Source organism: Bartonella sp. AA2SXKL (genome assembly GCF_042197205.1).
In the GTDB taxonomy this organism is placed as follows: Bacteria; Pseudomonadota; Alphaproteobacteria; order Rhizobiales; family Rhizobiaceae; genus Bartonella.
Map to the genome: position 1 here is coordinate 25,615 of NZ_JBHIRN010000011.1, position 20,944 is coordinate 46,558.

The 20,944-nt window shown below is 35.6% G+C and carries 13 protein-coding genes and 4 tRNA genes; 12 read left to right on the forward strand and 5 right to left on the reverse strand.

The genetic code is table 11. The features are described from left to right. Positions 1–100: 100 nt before the first annotated feature. The 8 genes from ACFINS_RS07405 to mazG all read left to right on the forward strand — a co-directional run bounded on the left by ACFINS_RS07405 (position 101) and on the right by mazG (position 13,804). Entirely contained in the window at positions 101–4,660 is a 4,560-nt protein-coding gene (locus ACFINS_RS07405) for a hypothetical protein (protein WP_375706043.1), read from the forward strand. A 1,004-nt stretch (positions 4,661–5,664) separates the two neighbouring features. Continuing rightward, positions 5,665–7,983 (forward strand): NADP-dependent malic enzyme, encoded by a 2,319-nt coding sequence (locus ACFINS_RS07410; protein ID WP_375611563.1) that lies wholly within the window; start codon positions 5,665–5,667, stop codon positions 7,981–7,983. 189 nt (positions 7,984–8,172) lie between these two features. Then, positions 8,173–8,457, forward strand: a complete 285-nt coding sequence (locus tag ACFINS_RS07415) for an acyl carrier protein (protein ID WP_005773457.1) — start codon at positions 8,173–8,175, stop codon at positions 8,455–8,457. 10 nt (positions 8,458–8,467) lie between these two features. Then, a complete protein-coding gene (locus ACFINS_RS07420) occupies positions 8,468–9,643 on the forward strand; it encodes a beta-ketoacyl-ACP synthase (protein ID WP_375651261.1) in 1,176 nt (391 codons plus the stop codon). Between the two features lie 15 nt (positions 9,644–9,658). Then, positions 9,659–10,933 carry a beta-ketoacyl-ACP synthase gene (locus tag ACFINS_RS07425; protein ID WP_375611561.1) on the forward strand — a complete coding sequence of 425 codons (1,275 nt, stop codon included), beginning with the start codon at positions 9,659–9,661 and terminating at the stop codon, positions 10,931–10,933. A gap of 57 nt (positions 10,934–10,990) precedes the next feature. Next, positions 10,991–12,019, forward strand: coding sequence for a zinc-binding dehydrogenase (locus ACFINS_RS07430; protein ID WP_375611560.1), 1,029 nt, complete (start codon positions 10,991–10,993; stop codon positions 12,017–12,019). Between the two features lie 6 nt (positions 12,020–12,025). Beyond that, a complete protein-coding gene (locus ACFINS_RS07435; RefSeq protein ID WP_375706051.1) occupies positions 12,026–12,955 on the forward strand; it encodes a lipid A biosynthesis lauroyl acyltransferase in 930 nt (309 codons plus the stop codon). Positions 12,956–12,988: 33 nt separating this feature from the next. Continuing rightward, positions 12,989–13,804: a nucleoside triphosphate pyrophosphohydrolase gene (mazG, locus tag ACFINS_RS07440; protein ID WP_375611559.1), complete on the forward strand. Its 816-nt coding sequence runs from the start codon at positions 12,989–12,991 to the stop codon at positions 13,802–13,804. A 70-nt stretch (positions 13,805–13,874) separates the two neighbouring features. Here the strand turns inward: mazG and ACFINS_RS07445 are convergent, their stop codons facing one another. After that, on the reverse strand, positions 13,875–14,240 hold the full coding sequence (locus ACFINS_RS07445; protein ID WP_273791397.1) for an iron-sulfur cluster assembly accessory protein: 366 nt from the start codon (positions 14,238–14,240) through the stop codon (positions 13,875–13,877). A 606-nt stretch (positions 14,241–14,846) separates the two neighbouring features. On the opposite strand from ACFINS_RS07445, the gene ACFINS_RS07450 reads away from it, so the two are divergent. Continuing rightward, positions 14,847–14,923 (forward strand) — tRNA-Pro (locus tag ACFINS_RS07450). Between the two features lie 250 nt (positions 14,924–15,173). Here the strand turns inward: ACFINS_RS07450 and ACFINS_RS07455 are convergent. Beyond that, entirely contained in the window at positions 15,174–15,641 is a 468-nt protein-coding gene (locus ACFINS_RS07455; protein ID WP_375613075.1) for an Hsp20 family protein, read from the reverse strand. Positions 15,642–15,899: 258 nt separating this feature from the next. Between ACFINS_RS07455 and ACFINS_RS07460 the strand changes: the two genes are divergently transcribed. The 3 genes from ACFINS_RS07460 to ACFINS_RS07470 all read left to right on the forward strand — a co-directional run bounded on the left by ACFINS_RS07460 (position 15,900) and on the right by ACFINS_RS07470 (position 18,194). Continuing rightward, on the forward strand, positions 15,900–16,817 hold the full coding sequence (locus ACFINS_RS07460; protein ID WP_375706044.1) for an alpha/beta hydrolase: 918 nt from the start codon (positions 15,900–15,902) through the stop codon (positions 16,815–16,817). Between the two features lie 843 nt (positions 16,818–17,660). Next, positions 17,661–18,023 carry a cell cycle two-component system response regulator CpdR gene (gene cpdR / locus ACFINS_RS07465; RefSeq protein ID WP_005773448.1) on the forward strand — a complete coding sequence of 121 codons (363 nt, stop codon included), beginning with the start codon at positions 17,661–17,663 and terminating at the stop codon, positions 18,021–18,023. Positions 18,024–18,119: 96 nt separating this feature from the next. Continuing rightward, positions 18,120–18,194, forward strand: a tRNA-Val gene (locus ACFINS_RS07470). 1,880 nt (positions 18,195–20,074) lie between these two features. On the opposite strand, the gene ACFINS_RS07475 is transcribed toward ACFINS_RS07470, so the two are convergent. The 3 genes from ACFINS_RS07475 to ACFINS_RS07485 all read right to left on the reverse strand — a co-directional run bounded on the left by ACFINS_RS07475 (position 20,075) and on the right by ACFINS_RS07485 (position 20,662). Beyond that, a tRNA-Arg gene (locus ACFINS_RS07475) sits at positions 20,075–20,151 on the reverse strand. Positions 20,152–20,190: 39 nt separating this feature from the next. After that, positions 20,191–20,496, reverse strand: coding sequence for an ETC complex I subunit (locus ACFINS_RS07480; protein WP_375613078.1), 306 nt, complete (start codon positions 20,494–20,496; stop codon positions 20,191–20,193). A gap of 89 nt (positions 20,497–20,585) precedes the next feature. Beyond that, positions 20,586–20,662: transfer RNA gene (locus ACFINS_RS07485), tRNA-Pro, on the reverse strand. Between the last annotated feature and the right edge of the window lie 282 nt (positions 20,663–20,944).

The window sequence follows — 20,944 nt, forward strand, 5'->3', positions numbered from 1 at the left end:
TCCCTAAGCATATTCCTTTCTAAATAATTAACAGCTAGTATGTAGAAATTATGTGGAAGAGGACGTATCCCTTTTCCGGCTGTAAGAGTACGAGGCGAGTATGGCACGCAGAACAAAATTGCAAACATTTGAAGTTGAAGTTGAAGAAGCCCTCACAAAAGCTATGAACTTTGATTTCGATGACACAGGATTTGAAACGATATCATCCAATAATTCTGAAAATGTTGTTAATGTCGATGATCTGATTCAAAAAATTGCAATGGCAGAAGAAGAATTTTTTGCTGAAAACGGTACGTCAACTTTTGTTTCTAATATTCATGATGAAGCTGTTATTGATAAATCCGTTGTTGAACAGCTTTTTGCTCCAAAACCTTCACCTGATATTTCAGGTGGAACTGTTCATAATACATTATTGCCTACAAAACTTCTTCCCGCAAATGATGATATAACAACCCCTGTAAATTTTGGACCATTCAAGCAGCGTTCTTCCTCTCGAGTCTACTGGTATACAACAGCGCTTAGTGCTTTATGGGCAACGGGAGGAGCTTTTATTGCGCATAAGCTCGCACCTACCGGACTCAGCTCCTTATCCAATATCAGCACTTTTGTTACCTCCCCAACAGGACTTGCTGTAGCAGCCGGAACAGCAATTCCTATCCTTATATCTTGGGGCGTTGCTCAATTAACAAAACGTTCAAACGACTTGCATAATATTGCGCTTCTTATGACCAATGCTGCACAGCGCCTTAGTGAACCACAACATCTATCTGAAAAACAAGCTATTGCTATAGGGCGAACCATTCGTGAAGAAGTAGCGGCAATGAACGAAGGTATTGAACGTACTCTCGGACGTGCTGTTGAACTTGAAGCAATCATACAAGGTGAAGTTCACAATCTAGAACAAGCCTATGCTGAGAATGAATCACGCATTCACACATTAATCAAAGAATTGAGTAACGAACGCATAGCCATTTTGAATCATGCAGATCGCGTACAATCAACAATTAAAGGAACCCAAGAACAACTGAGTGATGAATTTGGTTTGGTTACCTCTAACATTGTAACCAATGTTGAAAAGCTTGCACAAACCCTTTCTCAAACTTTACAAAAACAAGGCGAAGACCTCGTTGAAAAACTTTCCTATGCTGGTGATGGCGTAACAAATCAGCTTGTTGAAAAATTTAACAAAACAACAACACAAATTCAGCAGAAAAACACGGAATTTTTTCATGAATTAGGAAAAAACTTCGATGGCTTTGCAAAACGATTTGATCATAATGAAAAACAAATAGAAAAAACTTTTAATGAAACAGCTGAAAAAGCAGAAGTACATGTTGCTAAAATTGCAACACATATACAAGCAGTAACAGATCAAACTTTGCACGCTGTTGATGAAAAGTTTAAAGCCTTGGATAAAGCTCTTATTGATCGTAATAATCAATCTCTACAGAATTTTGATGAGAAGATCTTAAAGCTCGACGACCAAGCACATAAACTCTCTTCTAAATTTGATAACGTAACCTCGCAAGCAATTGGAGCCTTTGAACAACGTTTAGCAACTGTTGATCTTTCTCTTAAAGAACATAGTGATTCCATCATTGATTCCTTTATAGAACGCAGTCAGGCTTTAGAGGATAATGCTGAAAAACTTGGTAACTTCTTGGAAGCTCATGTCTTGAAAATAAATGAGAACCTCCAAGAAAAAACAGCAGACATTACCCATGCATTTACAAATGGACGTGAAGCTATTCTTTCTGCAATTGATAAAAGTAAGGAAAGTCTGAGAGAAGAAATTCAATATGTCGACAATGCCATTGTTGATATCATACAAGAACGTTCACAAGATTTTAAAGTACAACTTTCTGATCAACGAGCTCTTATGGCAGACATGCTCGATAACGAGAAAAATAAAATTGCGGATACATTAAGAAATCAAATTGATGTTTTGTCCCAAAATACTTCTCATATTGAAAAAGTTTTGGCTGATAATGTTCAAGTCGTTGATAAACAAGCTGAAAATCATATTACAAACATCATTCAATGCACTGAAAAGTTACAAGATGTCATTGTACAAAGTTGTAATACAACCCAAGATGCTTTAGAAGCACAAGCGAGAAATATTGATATCCGTGCCGATGCTCTGCGCGATTCTTTAGCGATTAATAGTTTTTCTCTCAATGAAGTTCTTGCCGATCAAGCACGCACACTTGAACAACGCATGGAAACAATCCATAATCTCATTGCAAAAAGTGATATACGTGTCGATGTTGCATTGAAACAACAAATAGATTTAGTTGAGAGTGCAATTGTCGCCAATAATAAAAACATTACTGAAACGGTTCAAGATCATATCAAAAACCTTGAAAGCCATGCCGAAATTTTAAAGAATACTCTCTCTCAATCGAGTGGTGTTTTCTTTGAAACCCTTGAAACACGTATGGAATCATTCGATACAGATCTAGAAGATCGTGCACACAAAATTTTTGAACGGACAACAACGCTAGAGGAAACATTATCTGAAAAATTTAGCCAAATCTGTGAAGCCATTGATATGCAAACATCTGTTATTGAGGAACGTTCTGACACATTAAAAACGTCTCTCATGATTAGTAATGAGCAAAGTCAGATAATTCAACAAGCGCTGGAAAGCAGTGTTGACAATATGCGTGTAACCTTAGAAGACTCTGTTAATACAGTGACAGATAACCTGCATAATAAGATTATAAAAGCTTCTGATATTCTTTCTTCTACGAGTGAACAAATTCTTTCATCTGTTACAAATGTTACTGCACAAGCAGAAAATATTCTCTCAGAATCAGGCAATCGCATTGTATCAAATGTCAAAAAAACTGTTTATGATACCAGTGAAAAAGTTCTGTCAGTTCTGTCTGAACAAACAGCGCATACTGTCGAAGCTTTCGCAACAGCCAGCCATAATGCACAAGCATTATTGAATGAAACTATTCACACATCAACAACAGCAATAGAACAAGTTCTTAATGAACGCTGTGATGTTCTTCATCACTCTATGCAAAATCTTAAAAATAATTTAGGATATCAGCTCTCTGATGTAACGAGCCGTCTGGAAGATGCTGGAAATCAAACAACAACACAAATTTCACAACATGTTGGAAAAATAACAGAGCTTACAAATCACTTAAATCAAGCAGCGCAAAATACGACAGAATCAATTGATTCTTTAACACAGCATATCGGTGAACAACTCTCTCTTTCCACACAAGATGCTGAACAAAGAATTTATGCACATAATGAATCTTTAGTGAATAGCTTAACCAAAGCTAACTCTGAAACACTTCAAACAATAACGATTATGAAGGAAGAGCTTGTTAATAATGTCTCATCCATCTTAACACAGTTGAATCAATCAATTTACAATTTTCACGAAAATAGTAATGTTTTATTATCGGCTGTTCAAAATATTGATGGGCAGTTTAATGAGAGTACGAATAATTTTTTCCGCAACACGGACCAAGTAGCAGAGCGTTTGTCAGCTTCAAATCAAGCGCTCAATACTAATGTTGAAATTCTGCAAGGACTTTCAAAGAGTACCTTTGAACAAATTAATCATATAACGAGCAGTTTTGGTGAACATGCAAAGACACTTTCCCAAACTATTCATGTTCTTGAACAGTCTGAAAATTCACTTAGTGCAACACTTGAAGAAAAACATAATACGCTTTCTGTATTAAGCGATGCTCTTGTTTCAAAGTCTCATGAAATTAATCAAATGATTGGGCATTATGAAAAAATCTTCAACTTAGCACTTGAACGCTCTGATAAGAATGCGCGTAACTCCACAAATTCATTCCAACAATCACTTAATAAGCTTGTTAGTGAAGCATCAACGCGTTTTTCAGAAGCAGCAGAAGATATACGTCGCTCCGCTGATGAAGTTCGTTTAGAGCTTTCAAAGATTAATAATGATATCAATGAAAATGTAAAAAAACTTCCAGAAAAAACAAAAGAAACAACGCAAACAATTCGCACAGCTTTGAATGAACAGATTACAGCGTTACAAGATTTAGTCAGTGTTATACAAAATGATCAAAAGAGCGCGCAAAAACAGCTAATGTCAGCATTTCCTACATCATCAATGTTTAATCAAAAAAGTGACAGTTCCACTGAGTCTGTTAAAAAGATTGTGCCACCTAAGCCTATTTTGCAACAAGATCAAAGCAAAAAAAGACCAAATAAATGGGTATCAAATCTCTTAGAAAGAGCTTCACGTGAAGAAACATTTTATGATGCTCCCCCTAGTGATGATGTTTTAACATCAGTGCAAACAAAACCATCTCCTGCAAACTGCTCTCTTAATTCATTAGCTTCTGGTATAGTGCAAGCTATTAATCACAATGCCATTGTTGAGCTATGGGATCATTATCAACGTGGACAAAAAAACATCGTAACAGAACGCCTTTATACCTTAAATGGACAAAAAATATTTGAAATGATTAAGAAAAAATATATGAGCGATTTTGGGTTTAAACGTTCAGTGAATCAATATGTTACAGATTTCGAAAAGCTCTTACGTGATATATCGCGCAGTTCTGGCTCTTCCAACTCAGTTCGCAAGTACTTGATATCAGATACCGGAAAAGTTTATACTATGCTTGCTCATGCAAGTGGTCGAATCCAATAACAAATAAGAAAGTGGAAAAAGATATTTTTTCCACTTTCTCTCTCCAGTTGTTTTAATGGCTCATCATAGAATGCTTTTTTTTCAACTGTAGCTTTGTACTTCAAAGGTTGGGATAATTGGCATGCGGTTTTCTTTGATATCCTAAGCAATAACCCTAAAGAAGCGTAATGGCTTATCAAACAACGTATCATTCTAAGAATGATAAAGCATGTTTTCTATTTCCTTATCTTTTTCTTAACTCCTTTATTTTTCATAGTTTCATAAAGGTACAAAATCGGTAATAATTATTTTTATTAATTGTGAAAAAAATTCATGCTTTTGTATTAAAATAGCTCATAGAAACACTTCTATTTATTTTTTTTTAATGTTTTTTATCCACATATTACTCTCGTTTGAATTATGTAAGTAAATATTTTTTATTATATTAGATGAGTTTGAGCTAAAAGAATCTTATTGTATTCAAATTTCTCATTCAACATACGAGATGATTCATTATAAATTATAAAGTTTGCATTATTAAGAGTTCAATTGAATAATAAACAAAACAACTCCCATTTTTAAAGTTCCAATTTCCTTTTAAATAGCTGCAAAAATAATTTATAAATTGCAAATTGTTATTTAAAATTTCTTCTACCTCCCTATAGAAATTTAAATAAAGAAGATGAAGTTAATAGAAAACACTCTTCTTTTCTTTCCTTAAGTTGTAAGCATTGCAAAAAAAATAATGGCTTGGTAATGTAATTATTAGTAATATTTTATTCGTTTGTAGACTAATCAATTTTTACGCGTTTTATTAAGGAAAGAAAAAACTAATCGTGCTTCTATCAATGAAATTATTCATGCACACAAACAAAAAGAATCATCAAACTGGTTTTACGATCCAGAAGAGTTTTCTCATACTCATGCATTTTGATATTCAGAGAAATGAGGATCTATTAGTGGACAAAACCTTATCGTAGATGGAACATCTCATATACACATACGCTAACTTGGATATCATAAAAATGTCTAGAGAACGAAATAGTGATTTCAGTTCACCAAAAGCTGAACTTGACAGTGCCGCACTTTTTTATCACCAGTACCCTAAACCTGGAAAATTGGAAATACAAGCAACAAAACCTCTTGATAATCAACGTGATTTAGCTCTTGCTTATTCTCCAGGTGTTGCTGCACCATGTCTTGCAATTCATGAAGATCCTAATCTTGCTGCTCAATATACCTCCCGTTCTAATTTAGTCGCTGTTATATCCAATGGAACTGCTGTTCTTGGTTTAGGAAATATTGGTCCTCTTGCTTCAAAGCCAGTTATGGAAGGTAAAGCCGTTTTATTCAAAAAATTTGCGAATATTGATGTCTTTGATATTGAAATTGATGCATCCGATATAGAACAAATGGTACAAACGGTATCGACTTTAGAACCTACATTTGGTGGTATTAATCTTGAAGACATTAAGGCTCCTGAATGTTTTGACATCGAAGAAAAGCTTCGTGCTAAAATGAAAATTCCAGTTTTTCATGATGACCAACATGGAACTGCCATTATTGTTTCTGCGGCTGTATTAAATGCCTTAAATCTTTCAGGAAAAAAAATTGAAAATGCAAAAATAGTTACCTCAGGTGCAGGTGCTGCTGCCCTCGCTTGCCTTAATCTTTTGGTTCGTCTTGGGGCAAAAGTTGAAAATATTTGGCTTAGTGACTTAGAGGGAGTTGTTTATGAAGGTCGCAAGACCCTTATGGATCGTTGGAAAATCAATTACGCACAAAAAACGGACGCACGAACTTTATCTGATATTATTGATGATGCGGATATTTTTCTAGGCCTATCTGCAGGTGGTGTTTTAAAGCCTGAATATCTTAAAAGAATGGCTCAAAATCCACTCATTTTAGCACTGGCTAATCCAGTACCAGAAATTATGCCTGAAGAAGCACGCTCTATACGACCAGATGCAATGATCTGCACAGGACGCTCTGATTATCCCAATCAAGTTAATAATGTCCTTTGTTTTCCCTATATCTTCCGTGGTGCATTAGACGTAGGTGCTAGTGCAATTAATGAAGAAATGAAAATGGCCGCTGTTCATGCGATTGCTGCCCTTGCACGTGAAGAAACTTCAGATGTTGTAGCACGTGCATACTCAAAAGAACCACCCAATTTTGGACCAGACTATCTAATCCCCTCTCCTTTTGATCCGCGTTTAATACTGCGTATTGCCCCCGCTGTTGCTAAAGCAGCAATGACAACTGGTGTCGCCATTCGTCCCATTGAAGATATGGAGGCCTACTATGATATCCTCAATCGATTTGTCTTTCTTTCTGGTTTAACAATGAAACCTGTTTTTGCTGCAGCAAAAACAGCAAAACGTAAACGCGTCATCTATGCCAATGGTGAAGATGAACGCGTCCTTCGTGCAGCACAAGTTGTCATTGAAGAACAAACAGCAACGCCCCTCCTTATCGGCCGTCCACATGTCGTAGAAGCAAGATTGAAACGCTTTGGTTTAAGAATTCGTCCTGGTATAGATTTTGAATTAACAAACCCTGAAGATGATCCACGTTTTCGTGATTATGTTAATTTATTTTTTCATTATACAGGAAGGCGTGGTGTTACGCCTGAAATGGCAAAAACAGTAGTGAGAACATCAACAACGGCTATTGCTGCCCTTGCCGTTATGCGTGAAGAAGCAGATGCAATGATTTGCGGCTTAGAAGGACGCTTTGAACGTCAACTTGAATTGATTGAACAAATTATCGGTCTTGATCCTCATGTTCACCGTTTTTCTGCTATGAGTTTGCTTATCTCTCAACAACGTACTCTTTTCCTCACAGATACTTACGTCAATGAAAATCCTTCTGCAGAAGAAATCGCTGAAATGACTGTGTTGGCAGCTCAAGAAGTTGAAGCATTTGGAATAACACCAAAAGCAGCCTTATTATCACACTCAAACTTTGGTTCTAAAAACACAGAAAGTGCGCGTAAAATGCGACGTGCAACAGAAATTCTTGCCAAATTACACCCTGATTTAGAAGCAGATGGTGAAATGCATGCTGATGCTGCCCTTTCCAAAGTTTTTCGTGATCGTGTTTTTCCTAATTCTCGTCTTAAAAGTGAAGCTAATTTGCTTGTCTTTCCAACACTTGATTCAGCCAATATCACGCTCAACACTGTTAAAAGCCTCACAAATGCACTCCATGTTGGTCCTATTCTAATCGGGGCAGCACGTCCCGCCCATATCTTAACGCCTTCAGTAACTTCTCGGGGAGTTGTTAATATAACAGCCCTTGCTGTCCTTGCTGCCAATAGAAAAAATAGTCTTGTAAAATAAATGCGCAATAAAATTTCAAAGTTTTTTAAATATTGAGATATAGTATTTCATGTACTGTAAACCTCTTTTCTCTATAGATAAAGACAGCTATATTCTGGATTAAGTCTTTTTTTTAAAGAGAAAAAAGGCTAGAAGAACAATATTAAATGTATTTTGAATTTACTAACTCTATAATAAGGAATCCGTACATTGCCTTCCACGTTTGATAAAGTTGCTGATATCATTGCAGAAATCAGTGAAATTGATCGCAATACAATTACACCTGAGAGTCATACAATTGACGATTTAGGAATCGACAGTCTTGATTTTCTTGATATTGTTTTCGCTATTGATAAAGCTTTCGGAATAAAAGTCCCTCTAGAACAATGGACACAAGAAGTCAACGAAGGTACCGTTGCAACAGAAGAATACTTTGTTCTTAAAAACCTTTGTGCAAAAATTGATGATCTCGTTGCCTTGAAACAAGCAGAGTAGTTTTTTCGCCATGCATGATCAATCTGTATTCATCACTGGTATAGGTCTCATAAGCTCTCTGGGGGCAGGAACTGATCAACATTGGAATCTCTTAAATGATCCAATCCGTACACCAAACCTAGATTATACAACTTTTTCACCTTACACGGTTCATAAATTGCCCGAAATTGATTGGAGTTTACAAATTCCTAAAAAAAGTGATCAACGGCAAATGGGAACATGGCAGCGTCTTGGTACCTATGCGGCTGGTCTTGCTCTTGATGATGCCGGCATGAAAAATAATGAACAACTCACTTCAACAATGGATATGATCGTAGCGGCAAGTGGGGGAGAACGTGATATTACTGTTGATACACAGATTCTTTCTAAAGCTCGCGCAGTTGCCGATCATACTTCTATGTTAAATGTTGCTCTTTCAACTGAACTTCGTCCAACATTATTTTTGGCACAACTTTCAAACCTTTTGGCAGGAAACATTTCAATTGTTCATAAAGTCACTGGATCATCTCGTACATTTATGGGAGAAGAAGGCAGTGGTCTTTCTGCACTTCAAATTGCTGTAGCTCGTATTAAATCAGGTCAAAGCACCCATGCTCTTGTAGGAAGTTCCTATAATGCACAAAGTTATGATATGTTGTTGGCGCATGAGCTTGGTGGTCTTTTAACCCATAATGGATGGAGCCCAGTGTGGGATCGTGGAATCTATCCAGGCGGCGGTGTCATAGCAGGTTCTGGTGGGATCTTCCTAGTTATTGAAAGTGGAGAACATGCCAAAAAACGCAATGCACGTGCTTATGCTGAAATTAGCCAAATTATTACAGACCAAACAGATAGAACCAAAATTCCACTTAGAGATTCAATTGCAACAATGTTAAAAACTGCGGGCGCTAAATCTGCCTTAGCCATTTCAGCAGCCTCAGGAGCTCACGAAGCAACAAAAGCAGAACAAAATGCTCTTGATAATGCTGATCTATCTTACCGTGGCATTACAACATTATTTGGTTATATGCGGGAAGCACAATTTCCTCTAGCTCTAGCTCTTGCAGCACTTTCAATTGAAAAAAAACATTGTTTTCCAGCGTTAAGTCCTCATGAAAAACCTTTTTCTAAAGAAGTACGTGAAATATTTGTTACAACTATTGGTATAAAAAGAGCTGAAGGTATTGTGCGTCTTACAGCTGTTTGAAGGGGAATTTCTATAGTGAAATATCATGATCATTTTGGGCGTCCACTTGTAGCAATAACTGGTGCAGGCATTGTCACATCACTGGGACAAGGGAAACATGAAAATTGGCAAAAATTAACAAGTGGTGTAAGTGGTATCCACAAAATAACACGTTTTCCCGTTGAGGGATTAAATACATATATTGCTGGAACAATTGATTTTCTTAAAGAAAGTACACTTGGTGCTTCAGCTCTCTCTGAGAAGCTTGCATATCTTTCTGCTGAAGAAGCTTTAGAACAAGCTGCTATTGATAAAAAAAAATTTAATGGACCACTCTTTCTAGCTGCTCCTCCTGTTGAACTTGAATGGAAAGCACGTTTTAGTCTTGATCAAGAGGAGGAATTCAATAATGAGCCTTCTTATGCACATCTTCTTAAAGTCTGTAAGGATAAACTCCATGAGACGCTTTTTGAAGCCACACAATTTGGTGCAATTGCAGAAAAACTTCAAAAAACATTTGGCACAAAAGGACTTCCTGTTACACTTTCCACTGCCTGTGCATCTGGTGCAACAGCAATTCAATTAGGTGTTGAGTCTATTAGACGGGGAGAAACAAATCGAGCTCTCATAATTGCGACAGATGGATCAGTTTCAGCAGAATCTCTCATCCGTTTTTCGTTACTATCTGCTCTTTCAACTCAGAATGAGCCTCCAGAAAAAGCAGCAAAACCCTTTAGCCGTGATCGAGATGGTTTTGTTATGGCAGAAGGCTCAGGCGCTCTTGTTCTTGAATCTCTTCAAAGCGCATTAAACCGTAATGCTACAGTTTTAGGAATTTTAGCTGGCTGTGGAGAAACCGCCGATGACTTTCACCGTACACGTTCAAAACCCGATGCATCACCAGCAATTGAATCCGTTCGCAAAGCTTTAAACGATGCAAAAATAACCATCAATGAAATTGACTATATTAATGCCCACGGAACTTCAACACCTGAAAATGAGAAAATGGAATATCTTGCATTATCAACAGTATTCGGTGATCTTTTAGAGCATATTCCTGTCTCTTCTAATAAATCAATGATTGGGCATACATTAACTGCTGCTGGTGCAATAGAAGCGGTTTTTTCGCTTTTAACCATTCAATCGGGAATACTCCCACCAACAATAAATTATGATAATCCTGACCCTACTATCCCCTTAGATGTTGTTCCTCATCATAGCCGTAAGTCCTGTGTCAATGCGGTTTTGTCAAACTCATTTGGATTTGGTGGTCAAAATATGAGTCTTGTTATCACTGCATATAAAGGATAATCCTGTAATAATAAAATTTTATAACGCTAACCAATAATATATTTAAGGGGGATGATAATGCGTGCACTGCAACTCTTCGATGATCGTCGGCTTGAAATCACCAATATTTCCCCGCCATCTTCACCTAGTACAGGTGAAGTAACTGTGCGGATAAAAGCCGTTGCTCTTAATCATATTGATGTATGGGGATGGCGCGGCATGGCTTTTGCGAAAAGAAAAATGCCACTCATCATTGGTGCAGAAGCCTCTGGTGAGGTTATACAAATAGGAGATGGCGTTGAACATCTCCAACTTGGACAGATTGTCTCAATTTATGGTGCACAAACCTGCGGAGTATGCCAAGCTTGTCATGAAGGACGGGATAATCTTTGCAGTAATGTAAAGGGAGTCTATGGTTTTCACCTTGATGGATTTGCGTGTGAGCTTGTCAATTTGCCAGCACGTTTATTAGTTCCATCACCTCCCCAATGTGATGAATTGCAAGCAGCAGTTGCTCCAATTACTTTTGGTACCGTAGAACATATGCTTTTCGATAACGCAAAACTACAAGCAGGAGAAACAATCCTAGTACAGGCTGGTGGCTCAGGTATTGGTTCTGCAGCCATTCAACTTGCAAAACACATGGGCTGTACAGTTATCACAACTGTAGGTTCAGATGAAAAAATTGCAAAAGCGCACTCTCTTGGGGCAGATCATGTGATTAATTATCGTAAAGATCGTTTTGAAGGTGTAGTGCGTAAATTAACCCAAAAAAAAGGTGTTGACGTTGTTTTTGAGCATGTTGGTGTCGATACATGGAACGGTTCTCTGTTATGTATGAAAAAAGGAGCACGCTTAGTGATTTGCGGTTCTACCTCTGGTGTTTCAGCACCAATAAATCTCATGCAATTATTCCAGCAACAGCTTAAGATATTCGGTTCATTTGGCTGCCGTATGGAAAATATGAAAAATGCCATGCAAAAAATGGCACAAAAAGCCGTACACCCTGTCATTGATACAATTGTTGGGCTGGATGAAATTGATACAGCTCTAAAACGAATGGAGAGCCGAGATGTTTTTGGTAAAATTATCCTTAAAATCGATTAAATCATGATGAAGCTTTCTCTTAAAAATCTCATATATCGTATTAAAATTATAGCTAAAAAAATATCCTACTTGTTATGGGCATATCTACTCTTTGGTTCTTTATTTATTCTAAAATGTTTTCCAGCCAAAATGGGAATTTCTTTTTTTGCTTGGTTAGCAAAAAAAATTGGTCCCCTTGTACATCGTCATCAAATCACACTCGCAAACCTTAGGAGTGCATATCCAGAAAAAACAGAGCAAGAACTCCGTGCGATTGCAATAGAAATGTGGGAAAATATAGGACGTTTCCTAGCCGAATATATTTTTCTTGATAAAATTTTTGATTTTGATCCTCATGCAGACGAGCTAGGTTTCATTGAGGTTAAAGGCACTGAAATATTTGAGCGATTAAAAAATGAAAAAAAACCACATATTTTTTTCACCGCACATACTGGAAATTTTGAACTTCTGCCTATTTGTGCACAAAGTTTTGATCTTAATGTTACAGTATTATTTAGACCACCCAATAATCCCTATGTTGCCAAACGAATCCTTAAAGCACGACAAACTTCTATGGGACACCTTGTTCCCTCCAAGGCCGGAGCAGCATGGGCATTAGCAGCCAAATTAGAAGAAGGTGAAAATGTTGGTATGCTCGTTGATCAAAAATTTCGCCGCGGTATCATGGGAACATTTTTTAACAGACCTCTTAAAACAAACCCCTTAATTATAAAACTTGCTCGACAATATGACTGTGATATTTATCCAGCACGTTGTATTCGTTTGCCTAGTGGACGTCATCGTTTAGAGTTATATGAACATGTAGAACTTCCACGTGATGAAAAAAATGATATCGATATAGCTGCTTCTACGCAAAAATTAAATGATATTGTTGAATCTTGGGTCCGTGAATATCCTGGACAATGGATGTGGTTACATAGACGTTGGGACATCTAACATAAGCTCTATTGCTTACAAAGGAAGTGCAAAATGTTAGCCTCAAAAGATATCAAAGATCTCACTGCAATTATCACTGCATTACGAAACTCTGATAATGGTTGTATCTGGCATAAAAAACAAACTTTTGAATCCCTCATACCCTATATGCTCGAAGAAGTTTACGAAGTCATCGATGCCATTGAACGAAAGAATCGAAAGGATCTCTGTGAAGAACTTGGGGATCTTCTTTTACAAGTTGTCTATCATGCTACCATAGCACAAGAAGAAGGCAGCTTTACTTTTGAAGATGTTGTTTATGCAATCACAGAAAAAATGATTCGACGCCATCCTCATGTTTTTGGAAATACCGAGCAAAAAAAACGAGGATTTATAAAAGAGGAGTGGGAATATATAAAAAAAAGAGAACAGGTTGAACAAAAAAGAATGTGCGAAGAAAAAAACAACAATTCCTCCACAAGCATACTCGCAAAAGTAAAACAAATCCAGCCAGCAAACCAAGAGGCACTTGCTTTACAAGAAGCAGCAGCTAAAGTAGGTTTTGATTGGCAAAAAAGTGATAAAGTTTTTGAAAAAATAGAAGAAGAACTCGAAGAGCTCAAAGAAGCCATCAAAAATAAACAAAACTCAGAGATAGAAGCAGAGTTTGGAGATCTCTACTTTATACTCCTTAACCTCGCGCGCCACTTAGCGATTGATTCACAAAAAGCATTAAAAAAAACGAATATAAAATTTCGAAATCGTTTCGCCTATATTGAAGAAAAGCTATCCACTCAATCTAAAACACTCACTGACGCATCCTTGAATGAAATGGAAGCACTTTGGAAGCAAGCTAAAAATGAACAATAAAAAATAGTAGATTTCTTCTACCTAAAAGAATAAGCCCCTCTAAAATTACTAAATTATAATTTAGCTCAGCTCAATTTGTTTTATATTGATCCTGCGTAGCAGGACGAAGTTCCACCGATTCTCCACACCCGCATGCTGAAACTTGATTAGGATTTTTAAAGATAAAACCAGACCGCAGCGTTGTCACTTCATAATCCATCTGCGTCCCTAATAAAAATAATACCGCATCATGTGCTACAAAAACACGGGCACCATTCACTTCAACAACATCCGCATCTATCCCCTTTTCTTTGACAAGAGTAATTGTATACTCCATCCCTGCACAACCACCTTTTTTGATACCAACAAGAATACCCTGTGCATCTTTTGCATCCATAATCGCTTTAACACGATCCACTGCTGCTTGCGTCAAATTTATTACCGAAAAACGGCTCATAGTTTACTCTTTTCTTAGTTCAATAGACACTTTGAAAGTTTTTCCTCTATAATATTTTATCTGATATTTTAGAAAAAAAACAACAAAACATAAATTAAAGCATTCTGATCTTGTTTATTTGGATAAAAATACATACCCGTAAAATGAGATTTGTGATTATACAATCCAGAACTTACAATTTTTTATCCATATAAAATGAAAATACCTCGTCTATAAAACTCTAAAAAACGAAAACTTTTCAAAACCATATATTCACTCCTCTTCTTTTGAAAATCTTTATCTTTTTAGAAAAGTAACGATTAGGTAAGAAAAAAATATACCTTCAGCACTCATTTGCTCCAATTCATACCTTCTACACCAATCTTACCCCCCTCCTCACAATCTCAAAAGTAATTAAATGCATACATCTATTAACTATAGAGCTAAAAATTTAATGATCACAAAGAATTTTACAAATTCGTTATTTATCTTGAATTAACAACAAAATATTGATGTCCAAAATTTTTACTTTCAAAAGCTCTAAGTGCAAGAGCATTTTAGATTTTATTCTGTTTATTTTTTCTCTTGCCTTTAAAGAAACAGTCATTTAATCGTTTTACACGAACTCGGAGCGTAGCGCAGCTTGGTAGCGCACTTGACTGGGGGTCAAGGGGTCGTGGGTTCAAATCCCGCCGCTCCGACCATTTTAAAATGCTATAAATAAGCTTACTTAAAAAGTGAATCATTATGCATTTCAATTGCACACACATGAACTTTTTCTTCAACGTAGAATAATGTGCAATGATATTTTATCATAAATTCGAGATAAGCTTTTTTATTAAAATGCGCTTCGTTCTTAGGAAAACACATACGAAACGCGAGACCTTTTGCCTCGCGTTTTTTATTTTTCAGAAAAATTTATAATTATCCGATCTCATATTTTCTAAATTTTCTTTACACGATAACGTCGCTGTTATCATTTTTTGTAATGGATGGTGACATCTGTACGGTTATCTTTTTGGGTTTTAATTCAGCTGGCATTTCCCTTTTAAGCTGAATATGAAGAAGCCCATCTCCAAGTTCTGCCCCAATAACCTTAACATGATCAGCCAAATGAAAACGCCGTTCAAAAGCACGCGAAGCAATACCTCGATAAAGGAATTCTCGCTCTTCATCATCATTTTTAGACTTTCTGTCTCCCTTAACGATCAGCTGGTTACAATGCGTTTCAATATCAATTTCATCTTGAGAAAAACCAGCAACAGCCATAGAAATTCTATAAGAATCTTCAGTTAAACGCTCGATATTATAAGGGGGATAAGAAGAAACTTCGTCTGGTTGTGTTCTAGAATCAAACCAGTTAAAAAGATGATCAAAACCTACTGTGGAACGATAAAATGGTGAAAAATCTACTTGACGCATAATATTGCCCTCCTCTAGAGCGACTATAATTTATAACTAATTCACAAAGTTCCCACATGGCAAACTTACTTGTGAACCTGCGGCCCCATCATGGCAACCGCACTATATTATCTAGTAATCGTTTTTCTTTATTTCAACTCTTTGGGACCTAAATTGATAAAAACTATCTAAAAAGCAATATACCCCTTTTTTAATCCTCTTTCTTCATTACATAAATGTCAAAGCACTAAGCAGCAAATACACTGTAAAGGATTTCAATTGGAAACACCTCTTTATCCCATAGACTGGGGGGCCACTCCTCTTAATGTCCATCATGGTACTCTTAAAATAGCAATAGATCATGAAATTCGTTTTGCTATAACATATCCTGAGGTGGAAAAATCTAAGGGAACAATTGTTATTCTCAAAAGCTACGCAAATGCTTTAGAAAAATATTTTTTATTAATAAATGAAATTTCTAAACGCGGTTTTCATACAGCAATATTTGACTGGTTTGATCAAGAAAAAACATCCCTCAAGATAAGAAAACAAAACAGACATCATTATTTTGATATAAATAACGATATTAATGACTTATATAAATTTCTTAAAAATATTGTTTATCCTAATTGTCCGCCACCTTACTCTATGCTTGCCTACGGCATAGGTGGATTGATAGCACTTAGCGGATTAGATCTCATTAATCATCAGTTTAATAGATTGCTCTGTGTTTCTCCCCTTTTTGCTCCATTCGGCAATAAAACAAATGGTTTTCAACATAAATTAACACAATTTCTTTCTGATATAGGTCTTGGCTTTATACCAGCGAAAGATGGTAAAAAATTAAACAAAACAAAACAAAAAAATATACAATTGGGACACATACATAAAGTGCCGCTCTCTTCCATTAAGCCCCCAACATCCCAATGGATAGCATCAGTATTTAATGCGATTGATTCTGTGAAGAGAAATGTACTTCATGGAGATTTACGAATCCCAACACTCTTTATTCTTGCCAATCAAAATAATATTGCAAACAACATTGAAGTGCAGCAATTATGCCAACACACACGTCTGACAGAAAGTATTACTATTACAGGCGCTGAACTGGATACAATTATGATTAACGAAGATTATAAAAAACAATTTTGGGCTGCATTTGATGCATTTATTCCCGATAATGTATCTGTAAAATAACACTAAACCTTAATTTCCGCTCCGCCCTATCAAAAAAGAAATTTTCTACGAGCATTGGATCTACAAACACTTTTTAATATAATGGATTTTACTTTCCAACCACTCATATGATTCGTTTTCTAGCCTCTACAGACAAGCCATGACCTAAATATTCACCACGCATTCTAATAAAAAAACTAATATACAAAGTATATCATTACATTAAACAATATTATTTTATATCATAAAAAATAACTTAATAAAAAACTATTTATATAAATAAAAATAATAAATCTATCTTAATATAACATGATACATATTTATAAATAAAGCATCAAAATACTATTTTTGATCTGTTATTAAGTGATAATTTAATATTATATCTAGGAAAACAATATTTTTCATCTATTTAAGGAAAAAAACTGGAAATAAAGCGCATTTATAATATTTATTACAAATCTCTATAAAAACAAATAACTATAAAATTTCTATTTCTTAGGAGAACTTTTTAAAAACAATAAATTAACATAATATTCTTTTAATTTCTCGATATAGGAAGTCCCTACAATAATGGTTTTCATAAGTTTTTTAATGGAATTCTGATAATAATCAGCAAATTTAAAAGAAAAGATAGCAATGAATCATCTTAGAAGTTTTAGAGCCCCCCTTCTTTTTTCAAAATCACATATATTTCGAATTTAACCAACTCACAACGAATATGCTGTATTCTGAATAAGAATGTAAGAATTAACCATTTTGCCATTCATTTCAATTATGAGCATTTTACCATCTTTTTTCTAAATACTCTATATTGTATAATTGATGCGGCAAAACTCTGACAAATGGAGCCATTGGAACATAATCATGAAACGAATCCTGCTCGCAGAAGATGATAACGATATGCGTCGCTTTCTCGTAAAGGCCTTAGAACGTGCAGGCTACGAAGTCGCCGATTTCGATAATGGTATTAGCGCATATGAACGTTTACAAGAAGAGCCATTTTCCCTTCTCCTGACTGATATTGTGATGCCAGAGATGGACGGAATCGAACTTGCACGACGTGCTACTGAGATTGACCCTGATTTACGAGTAATGTTCATTACAGGTTTTGCAGCAGTAGCACTCAATTCAAATAGTGATGCCCCTCCTGATGCAAAGGTTCTCTCTAAGCCATTTCACTTACGTGAACTCGTCAATGAAGTTGAAAAGATCCTTATCGCTGCTTAAAAAGTATTTTTAAAGTTATTTGCATCTGTTGAAAGAGAAAATGAAATTAGGCATTGACGTTTGGCATTCTATATGGTGTATGCAACATCAATGAATGGGCGTGTAGCTCAGCGGGAGAGCACTACGTTGACATCGTAGGGGTCACAGGTTCAATCCCTGTCACGCCCACCATTCAACTTTATAGTATAAATAAATTATCGAATTATCGTATTCTTCCAAGGTACGGGATGCGTAAATAAAGATTCGGAAATAAGATTTTGCAATATGCCTCTACAAAGGGCATACTTTACGGAGTGTTTCTAATATTTTTTACGTTCTGATAGTGCCTCTTAGGGGAAGCCATCTAAAAGTATCACAAACGTAATAACAGCCTCATTTTGCAACAGATTAGAAGTTTGATTTTAAAATTCTTTCCACAAGCATAGGCTTCCGTTCTAAAAAATATTGTTTGTTTCCTGATCTATCCCCTGTTTTTCTTAATTCTTTCATGTCTATTGGTATACAACTTGTTGTCCAAACAGTTAGATATAACCACAGTCACTTCGATAGATATAAAACACTTAACCTTAGAGCTGTATTTTGAGTTTACCAATTACAGATTATAATAAAATATTAAAAAGAGTAAAAAACACGATAAAAGCAATTTTTTTCATTCTAAAAATACATTTGATTTATAATCATGTTTTATTGTTTGCCATGTTGAATGAGAAATCCGAATATCGTAATGTTTTCTCATTTCAAACCTATTTATATTGAATTAAACAAAACCGTCTCTCTTACACGTCATAAGAGGAATTAATATTAAGTAAAAATTGTATAAAAAAGCACAAAAATGCCGATAAATGCCTCAAGTGCTGAGATCTATTGCAACATCGGAGGCTGACAAATAGGCAAAGTGTATGATAATGTCAGCTTATTTCTTCATAAGTGTAAAGATGATGGAGCTCAATGGATTTATCATTGTACCATTCACGAGCGCCAGCGCGAAGTGAGCTTTAAGAGATATCTCTTAAAACAAAGCCTGTAAAATGGCATTCTCTTCACACTGTATTCCTATTGATATAATGATCACCTTGAACCGTGTGAGTTTAGATCTTCAGAGCTCATCTGCATAACATTTTAATGTGATTGTTATCCAAAATATTAAAATACTTCTCACATGATGTACAAGCTATAAAGAAATAAGAAAAAACATTTGAAAATGTAAATATGAAATCTAAAAATTTAACTCTAAGATACAACCTATCTTCATTCATATAAATATACAGTGTATATTCTTAAACCTATAAGACTAAGAAAACCTAAACATTGATGAAACCTACAACCCTACCTGAGAAACAGTGACAATCATGTTAAATCAAATTGTCCGCAAGTGTCTCTCACTGAAAAAAAACAATATCTTATCTGGACGGCAGATATAACATCTTTTTATACGAAAAAACTATAAAGAAGTAATTTGTTATGAATCACAGCTTCCAAGACAAGAAGATATTTTCCACCTCTTGTGCCATCTATAAATTCTCATCATAAACAGATATCGTTTTTATTCTTCAATGTTTCATAAACTGTTCTAAATCGAATCCATCATGCCTTGTATCTAATCAAAATCAATCTTACCAAAGATCATGCTAAAAAACGTAATAATATTATTCATAAAAAATAAAAAAAATCACAATAGATGTTTTTTGGCAATTTCACCAGCATTAGCAGCAATGCTTAAATCTAATCTAAGAAATAAAATATTCATTTTCAGAAAGATGAAAAGAAGCTCTTAAAAAATAATTTTTACAATCTGTTTCCTAAAGCATGTAATGTAGTAGCAACACGCGGCACGAAAATGCAATGTGCTATAAGTTTCAATAATCAAAAACAATTATTACTGAAAAAAGATAAAACAGCATTATTTTATACTAAAACAGTCAACAGAAAACGTGTAGCAACAAAATAAACCAAAAAACATCAAAAAGATTCAGGATTATACAGAAAAATAAGCTAATAGAATAAAAGGAAAACCCTCTAACTTTTTATAGCCTATAAATATCATTTAAACATGGTGATCCCGACAGGATTCGAACCTGTGACCCACGGCTTAGAAGGCCGTTGCTCTATCCAGCTGAGCTACGGGACCCAACTGATTATTTTCTCAATTCAAAATAGCATCTTTAATTCAATGTGTCCAAGAATGCTGCCGATCACTGCGAAAATTATCAGAATAAGAAATAGCACGTCGAATCGACGTATGTTTCTTTTCTACACGGTAAGAGATAGCATTCTTACGCGCAAAAGCAATCGCTTCTTCCTTCCTATTAAATCGGATTCTTACCTGATTATTCATATCAGACGTTGCCGTGTACCCCATAAGAGGTTCAAGCATTTTCGCTTTCACCGGCTCATACTCTAGAATCCAAAAACCTGTATTCGCCTTACCTGACTGCATAGCTGTCTTAGCAGGACTATAAATACGTGCGATCATGCCTTTTTCCTTCAGATTACACAACGCTTGAATGATAGTTTCTCACCACACGTACCCAATTGGGTCATTCTCACATACTCAATCAAATATGGTCGGAGCGATAGGATTCGAACCTACGACCCCCTGATCCCAAATCAGGTGCGCTACCAGGCTGCGCTACGCTCCGCCATTTACATTTACTTGATGCACATTTCCTAAAATTTTCACAACAGAAGTGCAAGAGAAAAACACACTTTTTTTTAATTTTGTTGCATTTCTTTACAAAAAAGCACATTTTTAAATTTTTTTCCCTACTCAATAACAGATTTATTAACAAGTAGTAGAAAATAACCTCCGTAGAAAATCCAATCTATATTAAAAAAGAATGAATTTCTCTATAAGGACTTCATAATTTTTGTCCTTTTTTAAGCAAGCTCTCACTGTATCAAAATGCATTCCACAGATACAA

Excerpts from the sequence above, each read along its gene's own strand:
- ACFINS_RS07405 (WP_375706043.1), top strand. The coding sequence starts at position 101 with ATGGCACGCAGAACAAAATTGCAAACATTTGAAGTTGAAGTTGAAGAA.
- ACFINS_RS07410 (WP_375611563.1), top strand. The coding sequence starts at position 5,665 with ATGTCTAGAGAACGAAATAGTGATTTCAGTTCACCAAAAGCTGAACTT.
- ACFINS_RS07420 (WP_375651261.1), top strand. The coding sequence starts at position 8,468 with ATGCATGATCAATCTGTATTCATCACTGGTATAGGTCTCATAAGCTCT.
- ACFINS_RS07430 (WP_375611560.1), top strand. The coding sequence starts at position 10,991 with ATGCGTGCACTGCAACTCTTCGATGATCGTCGGCTTGAAATCACCAAT.
- ACFINS_RS07435 (WP_375706051.1), top strand. The coding sequence starts at position 12,026 with ATGAAGCTTTCTCTTAAAAATCTCATATATCGTATTAAAATTATAGCT.
- mazG (WP_375611559.1), top strand. The coding sequence starts at position 12,989 with ATGTTAGCCTCAAAAGATATCAAAGATCTCACTGCAATTATCACTGCA.
- ACFINS_RS07445 (WP_273791397.1), bottom strand. The coding sequence starts at position 14,240 with ATGAGCCGTTTTTCGGTAATAAATTTGACGCAAGCAGCAGTGGATCGT.
- ACFINS_RS07455 (WP_375613075.1), bottom strand. The coding sequence starts at position 15,641 with ATGCGTCAAGTAGATTTTTCACCATTTTATCGTTCCACAGTAGGTTTT.
- cpdR (WP_005773448.1), top strand. The coding sequence starts at position 17,661 with ATGAAACGAATCCTGCTCGCAGAAGATGATAACGATATGCGTCGCTTT.
- ACFINS_RS07480 (WP_375613078.1), bottom strand. The coding sequence starts at position 20,496 with ATGATCGCACGTATTTATAGTCCTGCTAAGACAGCTATGCAGTCAGGT.